The organism is Phreatobacter stygius, from assembly GCF_005144885.1.
GTDB classification, from domain to species: domain Bacteria; phylum Pseudomonadota; class Alphaproteobacteria; order Rhizobiales; family Phreatobacteraceae; genus Phreatobacter; species Phreatobacter stygius.
Window position 1 is genome coordinate 1,453,952 of record NZ_CP039690.1, and the last position, 19,930, is coordinate 1,473,881.

Below are 19,930 nucleotides of genomic sequence, written 5' to 3' on the forward strand. Positions count from 1 at the left end.
GCGCAATCCCGGCAGGCCCCGGCGCGCTCGGCGGCGACCTCGAACGGGATCGGCAAGGCTGCGGCAGCCGCCTCCGCGCGCCGCAGATTTGGCCTGGTTACGCTGCGGTCTCCAGCGGCAAACCGAGAAAGCGCCGCGCGTTGTCGTAGAGCCAGAGGTGGCGTACGTCATCGTCGATCGGGAGCGATCGAATCTCGTCAATCGCCCGGCCGATCGGCCCCAGCGGATAGGCGCTTCCGAAGATGATCCGGTCTTTCAGCACGGTGCGGCCATATTGCAGCAGCGGCTCGTAGCCCGACCCCGCGACCGCCAGATATTTGGGGCGCACCGCGACGAGGCCAATGCTGACATTGGCATGGCGCCAGGCAACGCCGATCAACTCGTGAACCCAGGGAAATCCCGGCGGTGACGCGCAAACCCGCAGTTCCGGAAAATCGACCATCACCTCGTCGAGCAGCGAGGGATGGCCAAAACGCATCAACGTCGAGGTGGCGAAGTTGATCGAGCAGTGGATGTTCACCGGAATGTCCAGCTCGATGCATTTGGCATAGAGCGGATACATGCGCCGGTCGTTGATCGCCATCTTGTGTTCGAAGCACTGCAGGTTGAGCCCGCGCAAGCCGAGATTGCGGATGGCATGGTCGAGTTCACGCACCGCCGTCATGCCCTTGTTCGGATCGACGCCGGCAAAGCCGATGAAGCGCGGTCCCTGGCTCTGGCAGAATTCCGCGACGTCCTCGTTGCGGATGCGCCAGCCATAGGTCGTCTCGAGGTCGCGCGCCTTGACGCAGATGTGGCTGACATTGGCCTTGTCATATTCGGCAAGGTAGCCCTCGAGATCGCCCTGCAGCGCTTCCGCCGCGCTCTCGCTGCTGGAATAGACCTGACGGTAGCGGGCAAGGTGCTGCGCGCCCTTGGGACCGAAGGCCGGCACCGGCGGCCGGCTGCCATAGTCGATGATCATGATGCCTGTCCTTTGCCGGCGAGCGGGGCCCAGCGCCCGGCCCAGGGTTGCAGTGCTTCAAGCGCCGCCGCGACGGCGAGAAGGCGCGCCTCGTCGTGCCAGCGGCCGGCGATCTGCAGGCCGATCGGCACGCCGCCCGACGACAGGCCGCAGGGGATCGAGATGGCGGGGTGGCCGCTGGCATTGTAGGGAATGGTGTAGGGATACCAGGCGTCCCGAAGCAGGCCATGGCTTGTACCGTTGACCACCAGCGGCTCATCGGCGGCCTGCCCGACGGGCAAGGCCGGATAGGCCACGGTCGGCGTGATGAAGATGTCGGCGCCGTCGAAAAGCCGCTCGACGTCGCGGAAGATGTCGGTGCGGGCGCGGGTGGCCGCGGCCAGGCGGGCATAGGTCTGGGTCTCGGGCTGGGGGGTGAGACCGAGGCGCGCGGTGCCATCCATCCGGCTGCCGAACTCATCGAGCAGCGAACCGAAGCGGGCATGTTGATAGGCGCGCATCAAGACCAGGGCGGACCCGGTGTCGATGGCGAGGTCGTCGGGCATCGCGACCTGCTCGGCACCGGCGGCGAGAAGACGGTCGACCGCGGCCCCGACGGCGGCCTCGATGTCCGGATCCACCCAGCGGTTCACCGTCGTCGGCACATAACGCAAACGAAGCCCGCGCAACGCGGCCAATGGGTCTTCCGGCAACACGACGGGCTCGAACGAGCCGCCATGCGACCAGGGATCGCGCGGATCCGGTCCCTTCATTGCGTTGAACATCATGGTGACGTCGCCGACGGTGCGCCCCATTTGCCCGATGCAGGTGAGCGAACCGAAGAGATCGGTGGTGGTCTCATGTGGAACCGCGCTCCAGGTCGGCTTCAGGCCGACAATGCCGCAACAGGAAGCGGGGATGCGTCCCGACCCTGCGCCATCGGTCGAGACGTGCAGCGGCCCGAACCCCATGGCCGCCGCGATCGCCGCGCCGCCGCTGGACCCGCCACAGCTGAGCGCGGGGTTCCAGGGGTTGCGGCTGACACCCTGGCGCGGGCTGTCGGTCAGCACCTTGTGACCGAATTCGGGTGTGGTGGATTTTGCGAAAACAAGGGCACCGGCGCGACGCAGCCGGCTGACGGCCAGGGCATCCTCGCCGCTCACCTCGCCGGCGAAGGCTTCCGAGGCATATTCGAGCGGCATGCCCTCGACCGCCAGCAGGTCCTTGACGCTGAACGGGATGCCGTGGAGCGGCCCCGGCGTCCGGCCGTCCGCCAGATCACGGTCTGCCCGGCGCGCGGCGGCGAGGGCGCCCTCCGCGTCGACATGAGCAAAGGCATTGACCGGACCGTTGCGGGAGGCGACCTGGTCGAGCACCGCCTGCATGAGCGTCTCGGCCTTCAGGACGCCCGACCTGAGATCAGGCAGGAGATCGGCCGCGCTGCGGCTCCATAACGGTTCGCTCATCGCCAAATTCCTTCCGCCCGGTCGAAGGCACCGATCCGCAAGTCGTCCTGGCCGGCGGTCAATGCCGTCTTGGCGACCTTCTGCGAAGCGGTGCGCGGGATATCGTCAACGAAGGCGATGTAGCGAGGGATCTTGAACGAGGCGAGATTGGCCTCGCAGTGGCGGGCGATCCGCTCGATCAGGCTGCCGTCCGCAATGACGCCAGCGGCGGGCAGGACATAGGCCTTGACCTCCTCGCCCCGCCGGTCGTCGGGAACCGCGACGACCGCCACCTCTTCGAGCTCGTCCATGTTGCGCAAGACGGTCTCCACCTCGCGGGCGGCGATGTTCTCGCCGGCGCGGCGCACCATGTCCTTCAGCCGGCCAACGATGTAGAAATAGCCCTGCCCGTCCTGGCGAAACAGGTCGCCGGTGCGCAACCAGTCGCCGAAGAAGCTGTCGCGGTTGGCCTCGGGCCGATTATAATAACCGAGCATCAGGCCCGATCCGCGCAGCACCAGTTCGCCGATCTCGCCACGCGCCACGTCCTGGCCGTCCTCGTCGACAATGCGCGCCTCGCGGAACGGCGATGGGATGCCGCAGGAGCCGGATCCGACCATGTGAAGCGCATCAAGCGGCATGTAGAGGCCCGGCCCGACCTCGGTCATGCCGAAGGCCTCCATGGCCGGCGCGTTGAAGCGGCGGCGGAGCGCGGCGTTGATCTCCTTGCGATGGCCGTAGATGTTCGCCCGGCGCAATTCGGTCTTGCCGTCATCGGGCGTTTCGGGCTGCTTGAAGACGATCTCCGGAAACAGGCAGAAATTGATCCGGTGCTCGCGCAGCCAGGCGGCGAAGCGGCTCGCGCTCTGGCGCTTGGCGACGAACAGGGTCGCGCGCTGGTAGAACGACAGCAGCAGCAGCCATTGCGGGTCCATGTAGAAGAACGGCGTCGACGCCAGGACGCGGTGGAACCGCTGGGCATCCCTGAAGCCGTTGACGAAGGCCGCGCCCAGCCAGTAGCGGTGAGTGAGCATGCAGCCCTTCGGAAAGCCTGTGGTTCCCGAGGTGTACTGGATGTTCATCAGGTCGCCGTGCCCGGGTTCGGTGCCGTCGTAGCGGGCATCTGCGGCAACCGAGGCGAACAGTTGGTCGAGCGTCACCGCTTCGGCCGGCAGGAGGCTGGCTGTCCCGGCTTCACCGACCATCCGGACCACCCGATCCCGCGCCGGAAACCGTCCGGGTTGCGCCAGTTCGATCGCCTCCTTCCACTGCGGACCGCATTCGTCGTGAATGACCAGCACTTCGGCTTCGGCATCGCCGAGCACATAAGCGAGCTCGCGGCCGGTGTAGCGCAGGTTCACCGGCACCATGACCGCGCCGATCCGCGCGAGCGCCAGCCATGTCGTCGGCATTTGCGGGCAGTTCGGCAGCATCACGCCAACCCGCGTGCCGCGGCCGACGCCAAATTTCGCCAGCGCCGCCGCCATGCGATCGACCGCGCCATCCAGAGCGCGATAGGTGATCGTCTCGCCGGTCTCGAAGAAATTCCAGGCGAGTACATCAGGTGTTTCGGCCGCGGCTTCGCGAAGCAGAGTGCCGATATTGGGCGGGAAGCTGAAGGCCTCCATCTCGCGATGCCGGTCGGCCACGTTCAGGCTCGCCAGGCGGGCCAGATAGGCATCGGCCCATACCGGCTGCGTCGTCTCGATAGGCTCTTGCGTCATGTCATTTCCAAAGGCGATCTGCGTTCGAACAAGCTCGGACGTTATGAATATTGCGGCCGCGTCGGGAAGCCGGAACAGGCTGTGACGGCGGGCTCCTGGGGTCGGTGAACTGTCCGTCATTCCTGGATATCGACGGCGGCTTTCGGGACTCGCGGGCGACTGCAATGCGAAGTATTCCGTGCCCGGTCAAAAGCTGCAAATTTCTTTTTTGCCGTAAATCATTCTCTCAGGTTATGTTGGTTTGCAGACATGCGAGGACGCCGTGCGGATCACTCATCGCCAGCTCGAGGCCTATATCCAGTTCATGGAGACCGGCACGGTCACCGCCGCCGCCGAGCGCATGCGGCTCTCCCAGCCGGCCATGAGCAAGATCCTGGCGGGTCTCGAGATCGACCTGGCGCTCACCCTGTTTCAGCGCAAGCGCAAACGCCTGGTGCCGACCAACGAGGCGCATCTGCTCTACAAGGAGGTTCGCCGGCTGTTCGCTGCGCTGGCCGATGTCGAGCGTTTCGCCCAGGACCTGCGCAGCTTGCGCATGGGCGAGTTGCGCATCGTCTCGGCGGCGTCGATCGGCCACACCCTGGTGGCGGATGCCTTGGTCGATTTCGCCAAGGCCAATCCTTCGGTCTCCGTCTCGCTCGATGTCTCCAGCGTCGTCGGCACCGACGTGCTGGGGCAGAATGTCGATGTCGGCTTCTCGGTCAGCCAGTTCCACCACCCGGACCTGCTATCCTACCCGCTGTTCCACGCCGGCGCGGTCTGCGTCATGACCGATGACCACCCGCTCGCCACACGCGAGGTGATCGTCGCGCGCGACCTGGAGGGTGCGGAGTTCATCTCCTTCACCCGCAACAGCCGGATGCGTCATCTCACCGACGCGGTGTTCGAGCAGCAACGGGTTTCGCGCAAGATGCGTGCCGAAGTCTTCTCGTCGGTCGAGGCCAATGCACTGGTGTCGCGTGGCTTCGGCATCGCCATCGTCGAGCCCATGAGCGTCCACGAGGGATTCTGGCCGGGCCTGGTCGCACGCCGGTTCGAACCCGCGATAGAATTTACCTTCAATGCGGTCCTGCCGCGCGGCCGGCAGGTCTCGCCGCTGACCAGGGCCTTCCTGCAGCAGCTGCGGCGGCGGATCGAGGGCTTAAGCCGCGGCGAGGATCCGCGCGCGGCGGCCAGCCTGTCGATCCGGCTGCCGCAGCGCCGCGGGCGGGACGGCTATGCCTCAGGCGCCGTCGCGCCGGACGAAGAAGGCGAGGCCGGCGACCCGATCGAGAACGAGCACCGCGATGAAGGTGACCAGCACGCAGATCGTCGAGATGGCGGCAAGCACCGGCGTCGCGGAATCCTGGACGAATGAGAATATCTGCACCGGCAGGGTCGTGATGTTGGGGCCGATGAGGAACATCGTCACCGTCACCTCGTCAAAAGAGATGATCCCGGCGAAAAGCAGCGACGTCAGGATGCCCGAGCGGCACATCGGCAGCACGATGTCGTTGAGCGCCCGCCATTCGCTGGCGCCCATCACATTGGCCGCCCGGATCAGGTCGGGGTCGATGCTGCGCAGCGCGACATGGATCGGCCGGTAGGAGAACGGCAGGGTCACGATCAGATGGGCCAGAATGATGCCCGGCGCCGTGCCGATCAGATCGAGCTTGGCGATCAGCGCCACCATGGCGACGCCCATCGCGGCATGGGGAAAGAACAGCGGCGAGAAGATGGCCAGTTCCAGCGCCGAGGCGATCCGCGGCGCATAGCGCTGGGTGTAGTAGGCGGCCATGAAATTGAACGCGGTGACGATCACCGCCGTGACCGCGGCAATGCCGATGCTGATGGCGAAAGCGCGTGGCCAGCGCGGGTCGATGATGGTCTCGCGATACCATCTCAGGCTCAGCGCTTCAGGCGGAAACTGAATGTAGCTGCTGTCGCTGAAAGAGGCCCCCGCGACGATCATGATCGGCGCCGGCAGGGAGGCGAGGAGGACGATGCCGAGGACCTTGGCAAGGCGGTTCATCGATGACATGGCTCTCACTCCTGGCCCTTGATCAGGCGCCGCTCGATCAGCTTGAGCAGGAGCAGCGACAGGAAGCTGATCGACAGGAGACAGATCGACCAGGCGGCGGCCTTGTTGATGTTGAAGGTGTACATGACCTCCTGATAGATCTGCGATCCGACGAACTGATGCGACATGCCGCCGAGCAGGATCGGCGTGACGATCGCGCCGATGCTGGCCAGGAAGATCACCATCAGTGCGGTGAAGGCGCCCGGCAGCGACAGCGGCAGCACGATGTAGCGGAAGGTCTGGTAGCCGCCGGCGCCGAGCACGCCCGACGCCTCTTCCAGATTGGCTTCGATCGCCAGCAAAGACGACAGGATCGAGATCACCGCGAAGGGGATCAGGACATGGGTCAGGCCGATGATGATGCCGAGGTCGTTGAACATCAGCGCCAGCGGCTGATCGATCACGCCGACCCAGGCCAGCATGGCATTGATCACGCCCTTGGGGCCGAGCAGGACCAGCCAGCCATAGGTGCGCACCACCAGGCTCACCAGCCATGGCACCAGCACCACGATCAGCAGCGTGTTGCGCCAGCGGTCGGTGCGCCAGAGCAGCAGCGCAATGGGATATGACAGAACCACCGACAGGACCGAGACGACCAGCGACGACAGGATCGTGCGGGCAAAGACGACGTGGTAGTCGGGCCGGTTGACGATCTGCCTGAAATAGCGGAGCGACCAGCCATTGTCGTCGGTGAAGCCGCTGCTGAACAGGTGGATCGCCGATGCGAAGAACATGGCGAGCAGCAACAGGACCGGCAGGAGCAGCAGCGCCTTGGCCGGCGAAGCGGGTTCTGCTTCGGTCATTCCGGCTCTCCGAAGGCGGTCGCCATCTCGCCCGCGAGCGGCGCGAAGATCTGGGCGTCAGCGGGGTCGAATTCCACGATGCAGGCCGCGCCGACCTCCGGCAGGGCCTGGCTGTCGCGGGCGAGCCGGACAGCGGTCATCCGGCTCTCGCCGCAGCGCACGGCGACCCGGATGACCGGGCCAAGCGCGATGCGGTCGACCACCGTCGACGGCAGGGCGACGCGACCGGGCGTGGCCTCACCTTCGCGCCGCACGTCGATATGTTCGGGGCGCAGGCAGACCAGGCATGCCGATCCCGCGGAGGCCACCAGGCCGCGCGCGATGGCCGCCGGCAGGGTGAGCCGGCCGACCGCCGTGTCGATATCCAGGGCGCCGCCGCCTGCCGACACGACCGAACCGGCGATCTCGTTCAGTTCGCCGATGAACTTGGCGACGAACAGGTTTTCCGGCCGCGAGTAGATGGTCTGGGGCGAGCCGAATTGCTGCACCTTGCCCGCGCTCATCACGACGACGCTGTCCGACATCAGGGTCGCTTCCTCCTGGTCGTGGGTGACGAAGACGAAGGTGGTCTTGAGCTTCTTCTGGATCTCCTTGAGGCTGACCTGAAGCTGCTTGCGCAATTGCAGATCGAGCGCCGAGAGCGGCTCGTCCAGCAGCAGGATCGACGGCTCCAGCACCAGCGCGCGGGCCAGCGCGACGCGCTGCTTCTGGCCACCCGAGAGCTGGGAAATGCGGCGACCGCCGAGGCCGACGAGGCCGACGAGGTCGAGGAACAGCTCAACTTTGCGGCGCATCTCCTCGGCGCCGACCTTCCGCAGCCGCAGGCCATAGGCGATATTCTCCTCGACGGAGAAATGCGGGAACAGTGCGAGGTTCTGGAACACCATGCCGATGGGCCGGCGCTGCGGCGGCAGGCCCGCCATGTCGCGGCCATCGATGGCGATTTCGCCGGCGCTCGGTTCGATGAAACCGGCGATCAGGCGGAGCAGCGTGGTCTTGCCGCAGCCGGAAGGACCGAGCAGCGTCAGGAACGTGCCTGAATCGATCGCCAGGTCGACATCCGACAGGACTCGTGTGTTTCCGTAGTGCTTCGATACGCCGGCGATGTGAATGGATCCCTGGGGCGCGGGGCCGGGATGGGCCACTGCGCGCGGCCCAGACGTGGCATGAGACATGGATTGATCACCAACCGAACGATGGAGAAGCAGGAGGCGGACGTGCCGCCTCCCCCGAGAGGGAAAGCTGTCGAAAGCCGTCTCAGCGGCGCGCGCCGGCCGCGATCTGCTCGACCTGATTGAGCCGGTCCTCATAATTGCTGACGACGACATTCCAATCCGGAATGTACATGCGCTGCATCAGGTCGGCGCGGGTCATGCCGAGGCTGCGTTCGACTTCCGGTGGCAGGACCGCCATATTATTGGATGGGATCGAGCCGTTCTGGGCGGACATGCGGGTCTGCGCCTCGGCATCGATCAGGGCATTGAGATAGGCGAGCGTCTGGGCGCGGTTGGCCGACCCCCTGGGCACCACCACGACATAGGGCAGCATGAGCGCGCCCTCTCGCGGAATGACCATGTCGATCGTCATCTGACCTTCGCGACGCAGATTCCAGACACGCGTGGAATAGAAGGGCACCGCGGTCACCTCGCCCCGCGCCAGCAGCGTGTTCATGTGGGCGAGCGAGGTATAGGTCGTCAGCGCATTGCCGAATATGGCGCGCAGCGGCGGGATCCCAGGCTCGACATTGCTGGCACTGCCGCCATTGGCATGCGCCATGATCGTCAGATCATAGGACGTGGCATAGATGGGCCTGGTGACCGCCAGCTTGCCTTTCCAGCGCGGATCCGCGAGGTCGTTCCAGGATTGGAAGTCGGATGCCTTGGCAAGGGTCGTGTTGAAGGCGATCGCGTAATAGGCGAAATGCGTCGACAGGCCGACGATCCTGCCCTGCGCATTGCGCACCACGAGCTCCCTGGGCAGGTTGGCGATGCCCGGGATCTCGCGGTCATCGAAAGTCTCGAGCAGGCTGGATTTGGCAAGCCCGATGGCTTCGAAATAGGTCACTTCGACCACGTTGTACTGGGCGGCTGTCGGCGACCTGACCAAGCCGGCCGTGTTGGGGACCTCGGCCATCCGGGCCGCGATGCCGGTCCGCTGGGTGAACGGTGCCTGAAAGTGATCGCGCAATACGGCCGCGCCGCCACCGCCCCAGGTCGCGTGGATGATGTCGGCCCGCGCGACGCCGACGCCCATCGCCAGAACCGCGAAGGCCCAGACCCATTTCTTCATTTGGCTTCTCCCAAGCTTCCGTGCGAGCCATTCTCCGCTGCGGCTCCTTCAGACAGGAAGAGTCATCTGCGCTCAACGCCATTGCAAATTCAAAGAGGCGAGCACTTCATTCCCACAGGTTATGAATGGCCCAGGTCCGGCAGCGCCCCGGACGGTTCCCCCGAGACGTCGCGACGCGTGACATGTTTCCCGATGCCGCGACGGCGCTGAACAGGGGATGGCCAGACAGCGTGCGGGCAGCCTCCGCCCGCCGGTCGACGGAGGCTGCAAGGTCCGTCAGGCGCACCTGCGCGCGCCTCCGGCTTTCCTCGATCCGCGCCTTCATCGGCATGACGGAGCCCCGAACGCGCGCGATCCTACCGTCTCTGGCGTTCCGCCGCCTCACGCGCTCTCTGCTCGGCCTCGCGCGCCCGCTGCTCAGCCTCGCGCGCCCGCTGTTCGGCCGCATCCCGGGCTCTCTGCTCAGCCTCACGCGCTCTCTGCTGGGCGGCCTCGCGCGACCTCTGTTCGGCGTCGCGAGCCCTCTGTTCGGCGGCCTCGCGCGCCCTTTGCTGGGCTGCCTCACGCGCCCGCTGTTCAGCCTCGCGTGCCCTTTGTTCCGCTGCCTCCCGAGCCCTCTGCTGGGTCTCTCGTGCTCTCTGTTCCGCAGCCTCGCGCGTCCGTTGCTCGGCGGCCTCGCGCGTCCGTTGCTCGGCGGCCTCGCGCGCCCGCTGCCGGGCGGCCTGTTCGGCCTGCTGGACCCTCTCGCGGGCGGCCTGCTCGGCCGCCTGAGCCCTTTGCTGCGCGGCTTGCTCGGCGGCTTGCACCCTCCGGCGGGCGGCCTGCTCGGCCGTCTCCGCCCGCTCGCGCGCGGCTTGCTCAGCCGCCTGCTGGGCCCTCTGCCTGGCGGCCTGCTCGGCCGTCTCGGCCCGCTCGCGCGCGGCTTGCTCGGCCGCCTGCTGGGCCCTCTGCGTGGCGGTTTGCTCGGCGGTCTGGCCCCTCTCGCGGGCCGCTTGCTCGGCCGCCTGCCGGGCCCTCTCGCGTGCGGCCCGTTCGGCCGCCTGCATCCTCTCTCGCGCGGCGTGCTCGGCCGCCTGCGCACGCTCGCGAGCCGACCGGCGTTCCGCCTGCACGGCCTGCTCGGCAGCTTGCTCGGCCGCTTCCGCTCTTTCGCGAGCGGCTTGCTCAGCCGCCTCCGCCCATTCCCGGGCGGACCGCTCGGCCGCTTCTGCCCGTTCGTCGGCGATTTGTTCGGCCGCCCGCTGCGCCGCTTCCAGCTCGATGGCCCTTTGCCGCAGCGACCGTTCGGACCGCGGCTGGGCGGCGGGGGCGCGAGAAGGACCTGTTCGACCCGGTACGGCCGCGGCGGCGGGGCGCTGGAACAGCATGACCGGCGGCCCGCTGAACAACGTATTCCAGGGGAGCTGCGCGCCCTTCGCCGATTCGTTGACCCGCTCGCGAACCTGCGCGAACAGCGCGTCGAGCGACACCCCACTGACCTTGATCACGTCCGACAAAGCCACCGCATAGAGGCCGTAAGCGGCTCCGCTTTCCACGCCGACCGTCCCCGGTGTGGCATTGAAGGCGATCAGCGTGCCGGCGGCGGACCGTATCGCGGCCAGGCCCTCGACCAGCCGCCGACCTGAAAGGGCGAAGCTGTTCGCGCGCGCGGCGTCGAGCACGACGATACGCGCCTTCAGGGGAATCGCGGCCAGCGGTCCGGTGATATCGGTCAGGCGAACCGCCTGCAGCGGCACGTCGCTGACGTCGACGATGCGCGCATTCACCTGGACGAGATAATTTTCGCCCTCCAACTGCAACCCAAGGCCGGCGAAATAGACGAAGGCGATGGTATCGGGACCCGATGAACGGGCCTTGTCGAGGAATTCGCGGAATGTGGATCGCAAGGCGCCAGCGTCGAGGTCGCGCGCGCCGATCACATCGAAACCGGCGGCCCGCAAGGCCTGCTCGATCAGGCCGGCATCGTTCGCTGCCGTCGCGATCGGGCCAGCCCGCTCGGCGCTGTTGCCGATGACCAGCGCAATCCGCTTTTCGATCTGCTGGGCTTGGCCGGGACCGGGGCCGTATAGGAAGACGAATAATACACAGGCAAGTTGAAGAATTCGGGCCCCGAGCATCGCAGAACCTCCCAGTCACGCTCGCTTTTTCGGTCTCCAATTCTTCGCGATTTGTTGTGAATGGCGGTTGAACCAAAGATGACGGAAACCAGGCGACAATATCGCCGGCGCGTGTCATCCGACACCGCGCACGGCGCGCGGGCGGCCGATGGGGCGGGCGCGCGGACCTGCTCTGCTGCCCTCTCAGGCGTCCAGCGCCAGAACGGCGAAGCTCGCCAGCCAGTGTTCGCCCATATAGTCGCCGGCGATATGCGGCAGCCCGGCGGCCAGATGGCGCTCCGCCGCGCCCTCGGCCACGACCTGGCGGGGGTCGTCCAGCGGCAGCGCCGCGGCGATCGAACGCCAGCACCAGGCGCGGCTGAGGTTGAGGCCATCGAGATGGGCGATCTTGCCGTCCGAGCGGTCCGAAACGGTTGCCGGCCGGAACAGAGTTGCCGGCTGGCTCTGCGCAAGCTGCGGCAGGAACCGATCGAACCAGGGCAGGAACTCCTCCGCCGACAACAGGCGACGCATGCATTCGGCTTCGATCAGCGCCGAGGACTGAAAGTCGTCGCCGCTCGGCTCACCCCAGGCCGGGCAATCGACGTCGGCGCCGTACCAGCGCCGGCCGGTGTCGCGAAGCAGTTCGGCAAGCGGAACATCCGTGGTTGCGGCGGCATAATCGGCCGCCATCCTGAGGCCGAAAGCGGTGTTGAAATGGGTGCCGACGCGCACCGGATAGGTCGCCAAGGGCAAGAAGTCGCGGAACCGCTGCGCGAAGATCTCGGCGAGCGGTGCCAGCGTCCGCGCCCAGCGCTTGTCGTCATGCAGGTTCAGCTCTTCGGCGAGCTTGAGGAGCCAGGCCCAGCCATAGGGGCGCTTGAAACCACGGGCGGTCGGGGTGGCCAGATAGGCGCATTCGACCGCGACCTTGTCGGCGACGAACTGGGCGTCGAACAGACTGCGGATCTCGGCGGCCGCGGGCATGGCCGGGAAACGCCTGAGCAGATGCCCCAGCATCCAGTAGCCGTGTACGCAGGAATGCCAGTCGTAGCTGCCATAGAACACCGGGTGCAACGCGCTCGGCGTCTGGGCGTCGGCCGGACCGGCCAGCACATGATCGGGCTTGTTCGGATATTCGCGCCGGACATGGCCAAGCGCGATTGTCGCGAAGCGGGCGGCGAGATCGGGGGTGAGGCTCAGTCGTTCCATCGTCGTTCCTTTGCCGGTCTTCCCGTCAGATGCTGGCAATCAACCCGCCATCCACCCGGATGACGCTGCCGGTGATATAGGAGGCACGCTCGCTCGCCAGGAAAGCCACGACATCGGCATATTCCTCCGGGCGGCCGTAACGGCCAAGCGGGATCGCGCCGGTGCTTTCGGCAACCACCGCCGCGAGCGCGATGGTCGGGTCGACGAAGCCTCGATCGACGGACCCATCGCGGCCCAGTCAACCCCCTTTCGCGTGAACGGCCGCCGCAGCGGCGGGCGCGGACAGGACAAGCGCGCGGATCTGTTCGATCAGGTCGCCGTGCTGGTCGACCGGGATGCGGTCGACGCTCATCTGCAGGCTGCCCAGCCGGTCGATGCGGCTGTCATCGATCGCCTGGCCGACATCGACCGCAGCCGCCAGGAACTCACGCTCGCGGTGCCGGTCGAAACAGCCGAGCAACGCGGATGTCAGATCTGGCCGCAGGCAAGCGACCGCGCCCAGCAGGCCATAGGCGCCCCAGTTGGACACGCCCGCGACGATCAGGTGGTCGCTCGGCGTCTGGGCCGCGATCAACGGGCCGTTCGGGATGTCGTCCTTGACGATCTCTGATGGCAAGGACCCCATGCCGATCTCATTGCCGCCGTCGCCAATGCCGATCGTCGTCCAGGGCCGCTGCCAGCCGGCCTCGTGGAACAGAAGATGCAGCGGCGCGGTTTCGCGCGACATGTCCCAGCCATGCTCGCGATGCGGCTTGCCGTCCGAACCCGGCGCGACCCGCTCGATGGCGACCAGATGGGTCAGCGGCGCCTCGTCCGCCGCCAGCCGCTGGCGCAGGCGCCGGACCGCCGCCTCGGTGACGTCGACGATTTCGAGCTCGACCTTGAGCGGCAAGGCATCGAGCACCGCCCAGACCGCCTTGGCGCAGGGCGCGTCGGTAATGACAGTGACGCGGAACCCGGCGGCCGCGAAGCCGGCGGCGAGATGGGCCATGCCGTTCAGGCCGTCGGTCTCGGGCGACGGCGGATTGGCGTGGCGGATGAAGAAGCCGACGACGATGCCGACATGCGGCGCCGGCGTCGTCGCGATCGACCGGGCGGCCCGGCCGAGATTGCCCCTGGCGAAGTCGACCAAACGAGAAATGTCGCGCCGGACATGCTGGCCGACCACGGCCTCGATCCTTGCGATCCGCTCAGTCATGACACCTGCTCATCGTCGGTTCCTTGGGCCGGTCTTCAGACCGACAGCTCGGCATTGCGCCGGTCGGTGATCAGCATGGAAGCCGGCTTGTGGGTGATGCAGAAGGGCAGCGCGGCCTGTTCCACGGCCTGCTGCGAGGTGACGCCGCAGGCCCAGAATACCGGCACCTCGCCGGCATGGATCGGCACCGCATCGCCGCCATATTCGGGCTTGGCCAGATCAGCGATGCCGATCGCCGCCGGGTCGCCGAAATGGATCGGCGCGCCATGCACCTGCGGGAAGCGGCTGGTGATCTGGATCGCGCGGATCGCGCCGGCCGGCGTGAATGGCCGCATGGTGACGACGACAGGCCCCTTGAACGGGCCTGCCGGCGTGGTCGCGATATTGGTCGTGTACATCGGGTTGACCAGGCCGAGCTCGTTATGGCGGATGCCGAGACCGGCCTCCTCGATCGCCTCCTCGAAAGAAAACGAGCAGCCGAGCGCGAAGCTGACGAGGTCGTCGCGCCAGTGACTGGTGATGTCGTGGACAATGGCGGTTTCCCGCCCGTGCTCGACGATCCGATAGGCTGGCACGTCGGTGCGCATGTCGATGTCGTTGCCGAGCATCGGCAGCGACGGATCGCCCGGCCGTCCCATCGCGAGCAAGGGACAGGGTTTTGGATTGCGCTGGCAGAAGGCCAGGAAATCCGCGGCATGGCGCTCGGGCAGGATGACGATATTGGCCTGCACGAAACCGCGGGCCAGCGTGCCGGTCTGGCCGCGATAGCTGCCGGCCCGGATCGGTCGGCGTGCCTCGGACGCGGCTGGGCGCATAGCGGCCGGTGTCGCCCTTTCGGTCATCGGACAGCCGCCGCTTCGATCGCGTGCCGCGCATCGACGCCGATCTGGGCATTGGCGCCCGACAGTGGATAGATCACGCCAATACGGACCTCCGGCGGCTGGGTCTGAGCCCGCACCTCCAGGCCCGCCAGCATGGCCGCTCCCCCAAGCATCATTTCGCGTCGACCGATTGCCCGCATTTTGGTCCTCCCGTCGTTTCCGCCGGCCCAGGCGAGCCCGGCTGCCTTGTTGGAGATTTAGTATACGTGACATATATTTCATTCAAGCAGTTTCTTTGAGCACGCGGATATGCAACGTCTTGGGCTGCGCAGAGCCTTGTTCCGCTTAAGGAATCGCGCCGTTGACGGCATCGGGACACGGCCCGCTGCGGCACATGACGAGGACAAAATGAGCCGATCGAGCAAGGTTGAAACGGCAGGGAAAGCGGGCACCGCGCAGCCGCGGCGCGACCCGGCGGCGCCTGCCAGGGCCGCCAAGAGCGCCAAGGGCGCGCCACGGGCGAAGCCCTCCCAGACCGATGCCGCGCTCGACCTGATGCGCTCGAAGATCATCGACCTGACGCTGGAGCCAGGCAGCCGGATCGACGAACCCCTGCTGATCAAGGAGTTCAAGCTCGGCCGCACGCCGGCCCGCGAGGCGATCAACCGGCTGGTCGCCGAAGGCCTGGTCAATATCGTGCCGAACCGTGGCGGGACCTATGTTCGCGGCCTGGACTTCCGCGAGATCGGCGAGGTCGTCGCGGCTCAGCAACTGGCTGAATCCATTCTCGCCCAGCTTTGCCGTTTCGAGGACCCGACACTGGTCGTCGACCTCGAAGCGATCCAGGACCGCTATATCCGCGAGGTCGAACAGCGCACCTATCTCGGCATCACCTCGGTCAACGAGGAGTTCCACCTGCGCATGCACCGGTCGATCGGTAATTCGTTCTTTTTCGAATTCGCCCAGTCGACCCATCGGCACGTCCGCCGCCTGCTGGTGCTGATCTACAAGATGGAGGAAGCCGAGCAGAACGTGCTCGACGACCAGTTCGAGATGAACCTGGATGAGCACCGCCAGATCATCGAGGCGATCCGCAAGCGCGATCGCGCCCGCCTGAAGGACCTGCTGCCGGCCCATGCCCGGCAAGCCCAGCAACGCCTGCTCCGGCTGTTGAGCGGCAAGGCCATCGGCCCCTTGTCACTCGACCTGCGCCCGCTCGACCTCACCGATCGGACCTGACCGCGCAAGACCGTTCGGCCAGCGATGCATCACGCCGGCGACAAGGATCTTGCGTTGGCGCCTGGATAAATATACGTCAGATATATCTAACTGGAGTTCATTGCCATGACCGAGCATGTCCGCCCGCCAGTCGCCGCCGCCGCCGTCGCGGGGACGCCGTCAGACACCCTGCCGCTGCCGCCGTTCCCGGTCGAGACGCCCTGTTTCGTCATCCTGGAAGACGCCGTGCTGCACAATCTCCGCCAGACGGCCAAGGGCGCCGGCGGGATCGGCCGGCTGATGCCGCATATCAAGACCCATCGCGCGCCCTGGCTGGTCGCGGTCATGCTCGCGGAAGGCGTGCGGGCCTTCAAGGCGGCGACGCCGGCGGAGGTCGAGATTGCCGCAGCGGCCGGCGCGCCGCTCGTGGTCTGGGCCTATCCGACGGTCAACCCGCTGGCGATCGCCCGGGTCGCGCGCGCCGCCCGGGCCTGTCCTGCGGTACGGATCGAGGCACTCGTCGATTCACCCGAAGGGCTCGCCGCCTGGCGGAGCGAACTCACGACGGCACCGGCCGCCAACCTGCGCCTGCGGCTCGATCTCGACCCCGGCCTCGGCCGGACCGGCGTCGCCATTGGCCCGGCGGCTTACGACCTGGCATCGGCAATTCAGGCCGCCGGCCTGTTCGCCGGCTGGCACGCCTATGACGGCCACATCCAGAACCCCGACCGGCAGCAGCGCATCGCGCGCGTGACCGAACTCGGCGGCCGCATTCGCGACCTCATCGCCGGCGGCCAGGAGCACGGCCTTGAGGGCGATCTCATCGCCGCCGGCAGCTATTCCTTCGACCTCTGGCCGAGCGAGCTTGCCCGCTGGGTCTCGCCCGGCAGCTGGACCTATTCGAGCTCGCAGCATGATGTCGACCTTGCCGATGTCGGCTGGCAGGTCGCCGGCTATGTGCTGGCGACGGTACTGTCGGTGCGCGACGGCACCGCCACGCTCGATGCCGGCTCCAAGGCGATCTCGCCCGACATTCCGCTCGCCGACCGGTTCCGCGGGCCCGGCCCGATCCGGCTGATGAAGGAAGAGCATGTGGTGATCGCCACCGACAGCCTCACTGTCGGCCAGCAGGTTCCCCTGATCCCGCGCCATGGCTGTACCGCCGCCTATCTTTATGATCGCGCGCTGGTCAGGCTGCGCGACGGCAGCTGGCAATACCGCGCCCAGCTCGGCGCATCGCGCCAGGGCCCGGCAACGACGGAGTGACCGCGATGATCCAGCCCCCTCACGGCACCATAGCGCTTGGCGGCAAGCCGTTCGAACACCGGATGGTGACCGCCGCCGGTCTGCGCTTCCACACCGTCGAAGGCGGCAGCGGCGCGCCCGTCGTGCTGCTCGCAGGCTTTCCGCAAAGCTGGTACGCGTGGCGGCGGGTCATGCCGCTCATCGCCGAACGGCACAAGGTCATCGCCATCGACCTGCCGGGCCAGGGCGATTCCGACAAGCCGGTCGACGGCTATGACACGCGCACCACCGGCGAACGTATCCACGCCCTGCTGCAGACGCTCGGCCATGACCGCTATTTCATCGGCGCCCATGATATCGGCGCCTGGGTCGCCTATCCCTATGTCGCGCGTTACGCCGACGAGGTGCGCCGCCTGGTCCTGCTCGATGCCAATATCCCCGGCGTGACGCTGCGCCCGACCGTCGATGTCGGTCCGGACAATTGGAAGAGCTGGCACTTCTTCTTCCATCCGGTGCCGGACCTGCCGGAAGCTCTCATCACCGGCCGCGAGCGGCTCTATATCGAGTGGTTCTTCCAGCGGAAAACCGCCAATCCCGCCGCGACATTCTCGGCCCAAGACGTCGACGAATATGAGCGGGTCTATCGCATGACCGGCAACCTACGCGGGGCGCTCGGCTATTACCGGGCAGTGTTCGAGGACATCGAGCAGAACAAGCACCTGGCCAATATCCGGCTGAAGACGCCGATCCTGGCGCTTGGCGGCGATGTCGGCATGTCGCCGAACATCTACGACGCCATGAAGCCGCTCGGCGAAAACGTCCAGGGCGGCATCGTCGCCGACTGCGGCCACTACATGCCGGAGGAACAGCCCGAAGTCATCGCCGAGCGGATGCTCGCCTTTTTCGGCGAAGACCGGTGACTTCGCGGTGAGGCGCGGGGTTCGCCGCGCGGCGAGGTCGAACCGGTTGCATCGGGCCTGAGGGCTGGCTGCGACCCTTGGCGTGGCGCGCGGCCTCGCCGGTTCCCGACGGGCCGCGCGCCTTGCGAAAACTCAGCCGCCTCAGCCGGCCGGCACTGGCGCCATGCCGCTGTCCGGGGCCGGCCTCGGCCGGTCGACGACCACGTGTCCCGGCGAGACGACCGGCGCCGGCCGCGCCACCGATTTCCGCTCCGCATCGATGCGGCGGATCAGGAAGTCGGCCCGCTCGACGCTGCCGAGCAAGGTCAGGATGGTGCCGCGCTCGCCGGCGCCGGCGCTCGGTCCGAGCGCCAGGGTCTTGGCCCGAAGCGCGTCGAGCTCGGGGAAGGCGACATGCATCGCCGGCATGCTCGCCTGGCGCAGGCCGTAGGACGGCAGGATGTCGCGCAGCGAGAATTCGAGCTTGTCGAGCGCGGTCTTGACGATCTCGAGAGCCTCCGGGCCGAAGCTCTCGCGCTTCACCCGACGCGCCACCTGATGCAGTGATTCGGTCAGGGCGGCAGTGAAATCGGCCTCCTCGATCAGACTGGCGACCAGGTCGAGCTGTTCGTGCGGCAGGTCGGACTTCAGCAGCGAGGCGGTATAGGCGCGGATGTCGCGGCTGAGGATATCGGTGGCGAGATAGTGCTCACCCGGGTCGGACGGCGCCTTCTTCGAGCCGCGGGCGATGTCGAGGAACATGGCGCCGGCCTCGAGATGGCGCAGCGTCTCCTTCTGCACGGCCGGCACCGCCCGGGCGAAGTCGCCGGCGATCTCGGCGGAGAGGAATTTCGGCGTCGAATAGTCCTCGATGTCCTCCGCATCGGTGCGGCCGACCCGCGACAGCACCCGCTCGAACATGCCAACGAAGGGGAACAGCAGGAAGGTGTTGAAGATGTTGAAGAAGGTCGAATAGAGGCCGACCGCCACCGCCACCAGCGGGAAGGTGTCCTTGCCATTGACCAGGACGGCTACGCCCGGATCGCCGCCGAACCACTGCATGACATATCGCAGCACGTCCATGGAGACGAAGAACAAGGGGATCGTCACCAGCACGCCAATGATGTTGAACGATATATGCGCATAGGCCGCGCGCTTGGCGTTCCTGGACAGATTGAGCGAGGCCATCCACGAGGTGATCGTGGTGCCAAGATCGGCGCCCAGCGAGAAGGCCACCGCGGTCTGCCAGTCGACGATGCCGGCGCCGCCGAGACCCATGACGATGCCGATCGTCGCCGACGACGAATGGATCATCGCGGTGACCAGCGCGGCGATGACGACGCAGACCATCAGGTTGACGAAGGTATCGGCTTTCAAGCCGCCGATCATCGCCATGACTTCGGGCATGTTGCGCAGCGGGCGCAGGCCGCCGGTCATCAGGTTCAACCCGTAGAAGATCAGCGCGAAGCCCATGCAGGCGAGCGCAATGTTGCGCACCTTCTCGCTCTTGGCGAAGACATAGACCAGCGCGAAGAAGCCCGACAGGATCAGGCCGACCGGACCGAGCGGCAGGGCGATCAGGCCATTGCCCAGCGTCGTGCCGATATTGGCGCCCATGATGACGCTGATCGCCGGCCTGAGGCCAACCACACCGGCATTGACCAGCCCGACCACCATCACGGTCATCGCGGTCGAGGACTGGATGACGCCGGTGATCAGCGTGCCGGCCAGCACGCCCTTGATCGGCGTGCCCGCGGCCTTGGCCAGGAAGGCGCGCATCTTGTTGACCGACAGCGACTGGATGCCGTTCGACATGAATTCGAGGCCGAGCATGAAGATGCCCAGGCCGCCGATCACGGGGACCAATATGTCCTTGAAAATATCGATGTTCATGCTCGGCACCCCTCGCTCGACCCTGCCAAGGGTCTCGTCATGTCGGTCTGTACCGGCGGCCTGTGGCGCGCCGGCGGGAATGGAT

At 66.8% G+C, this 19,930-nt stretch carries 16 protein-coding genes and 2 pseudogenes; 4 read left to right on the forward strand and 14 right to left on the reverse strand.

Going from position 1 to position 19,930, the window contains the following annotated elements:
* Positions 1 to 97 precede the first annotated feature (97 nt).
* From E8M01_RS06700 to E8M01_RS06710, 3 genes are read right to left on the reverse strand one after another with little or no spacing between them, the layout of a single operon-like run.
* Positions 98 to 964 carry an amidohydrolase family protein gene (locus tag E8M01_RS06700; RefSeq protein WP_136959419.1) on the reverse strand — a complete coding sequence of 289 codons (867 nt, stop codon included), beginning with the start codon at positions 962 to 964 and terminating at the stop codon, positions 98 to 100.
* Positions 961 to 2,409, reverse strand: coding sequence for an amidase (locus E8M01_RS06705; RefSeq protein ID WP_136959420.1), 1,449 nt, complete (start codon positions 2,407 to 2,409; stop codon positions 961 to 963). Before E8M01_RS06705 ends, E8M01_RS06700 begins: the two co-directional genes overlap by 4 nt.
* Complete coding sequence (locus E8M01_RS06710) at positions 2,406 to 4,112, reverse strand: class I adenylate-forming enzyme family protein (RefSeq protein ID WP_136959421.1); 1,707 nt, start codon at positions 4,110 to 4,112, stop codon at positions 2,406 to 2,408. The genes E8M01_RS06705 and E8M01_RS06710 overlap by 4 nt, the downstream gene beginning before the upstream one ends.
* Before the next feature lie 262 nt (positions 4,113 to 4,374).
* Between E8M01_RS06710 and E8M01_RS06715 the strand changes: the two are divergent.
* Positions 4,375 to 5,232, forward strand: a pseudogene (locus tag E8M01_RS06715) (LysR substrate-binding domain-containing protein); the annotation flags it as partial.
* 102 nt (positions 5,233 to 5,334) lie between these two features.
* Here E8M01_RS06715 and E8M01_RS35485 read toward each other — a convergent pair.
* The 10 genes and pseudogenes from E8M01_RS35485 to E8M01_RS34995 form a co-directional block, all read right to left on the reverse strand.
* Positions 5,335 to 6,132, reverse strand: coding sequence for an ABC transporter permease (locus E8M01_RS35485; protein WP_136959423.1), 798 nt, complete (start codon positions 6,130 to 6,132; stop codon positions 5,335 to 5,337).
* 5 nt (positions 6,133 to 6,137) lie between these two features.
* Entirely contained in the window at positions 6,138 to 6,974 is an 837-nt protein-coding gene (locus E8M01_RS06725; RefSeq protein WP_136959424.1) for an ABC transporter permease, read from the reverse strand.
* A complete protein-coding gene (locus E8M01_RS06730) occupies positions 6,971 to 8,149 on the reverse strand; it encodes an ABC transporter ATP-binding protein (protein ID WP_136959425.1) in 1,179 nt (392 codons plus the stop codon). Before E8M01_RS06730 ends, E8M01_RS06725 begins: the two co-directional genes overlap by 4 nt.
* An 82-nt stretch (positions 8,150 to 8,231) precedes the next feature.
* Entirely contained in the window at positions 8,232 to 9,263 is a 1,032-nt protein-coding gene (locus E8M01_RS06735) for an extracellular solute-binding protein (protein ID WP_136959426.1), read from the reverse strand.
* Between the two features lie 356 nt (positions 9,264 to 9,619).
* Entirely contained in the window at positions 9,620 to 11,380 is a 1,761-nt protein-coding gene (locus tag E8M01_RS06740; RefSeq protein ID WP_136959427.1) for a caspase family protein, read from the reverse strand.
* 183 nt (positions 11,381 to 11,563) lie between these two features.
* Positions 11,564 to 12,571, reverse strand: coding sequence for a DUF2891 domain-containing protein (locus E8M01_RS06745; RefSeq protein WP_136959428.1), 1,008 nt, complete (start codon positions 12,569 to 12,571; stop codon positions 11,564 to 11,566).
* Between the two features lie 25 nt (positions 12,572 to 12,596).
* Positions 12,597 to 12,749: pseudogene (locus tag E8M01_RS06750) on the reverse strand (SDR family oxidoreductase); the annotation flags it as partial.
* Between the two features lie 60 nt (positions 12,750 to 12,809).
* Entirely contained in the window at positions 12,810 to 13,769 is a 960-nt protein-coding gene (locus E8M01_RS06755; protein WP_136959429.1) for a glutamate cyclase domain-containing protein, read from the reverse strand.
* 35 nt (positions 13,770 to 13,804) lie between these two features.
* A complete protein-coding gene (locus E8M01_RS06760) occupies positions 13,805 to 14,584 on the reverse strand; it encodes a putative hydro-lyase (protein ID WP_136959430.1) in 780 nt (259 codons plus the stop codon).
* Positions 14,585 to 14,607: 23 nt separating this feature from the next.
* Positions 14,608 to 14,745, reverse strand: coding sequence for a hypothetical protein (locus E8M01_RS34995; RefSeq protein ID WP_170181806.1), 138 nt, complete (start codon positions 14,743 to 14,745; stop codon positions 14,608 to 14,610).
* Positions 14,746 to 14,998: 253 nt separating this feature from the next.
* On the opposite strand from E8M01_RS34995, the gene E8M01_RS06765 reads away from it, so the two are divergent.
* From E8M01_RS06765 to E8M01_RS06775, 3 genes are all read left to right on the forward strand, one after another.
* Entirely contained in the window at positions 14,999 to 15,829 is an 831-nt protein-coding gene (locus tag E8M01_RS06765; protein WP_170181807.1) for a GntR family transcriptional regulator, read from the forward strand.
* Between the two features lie 105 nt (positions 15,830 to 15,934).
* Positions 15,935 to 17,074 (forward strand): alanine racemase, encoded by a 1,140-nt coding sequence (locus tag E8M01_RS06770; RefSeq protein WP_136959432.1) that lies wholly within the window; start codon positions 15,935 to 15,937, stop codon positions 17,072 to 17,074.
* Positions 17,075 to 17,079: 5 nt separating this feature from the next.
* Positions 17,080 to 17,973 (forward strand): alpha/beta fold hydrolase, encoded by an 894-nt coding sequence (locus E8M01_RS06775; RefSeq protein WP_215908862.1) that lies wholly within the window; start codon positions 17,080 to 17,082, stop codon positions 17,971 to 17,973.
* Positions 17,974 to 18,114: 141 nt separating this feature from the next.
* Here E8M01_RS06775 and E8M01_RS06780 read toward each other — a convergent pair whose 3' ends face one another.
* A complete protein-coding gene (locus E8M01_RS06780; RefSeq protein ID WP_136959433.1) occupies positions 18,115 to 19,845 on the reverse strand; it encodes a Na/Pi cotransporter family protein in 1,731 nt (576 codons plus the stop codon).
* Positions 19,846 to 19,930: the final 85 nt, after the last annotated feature.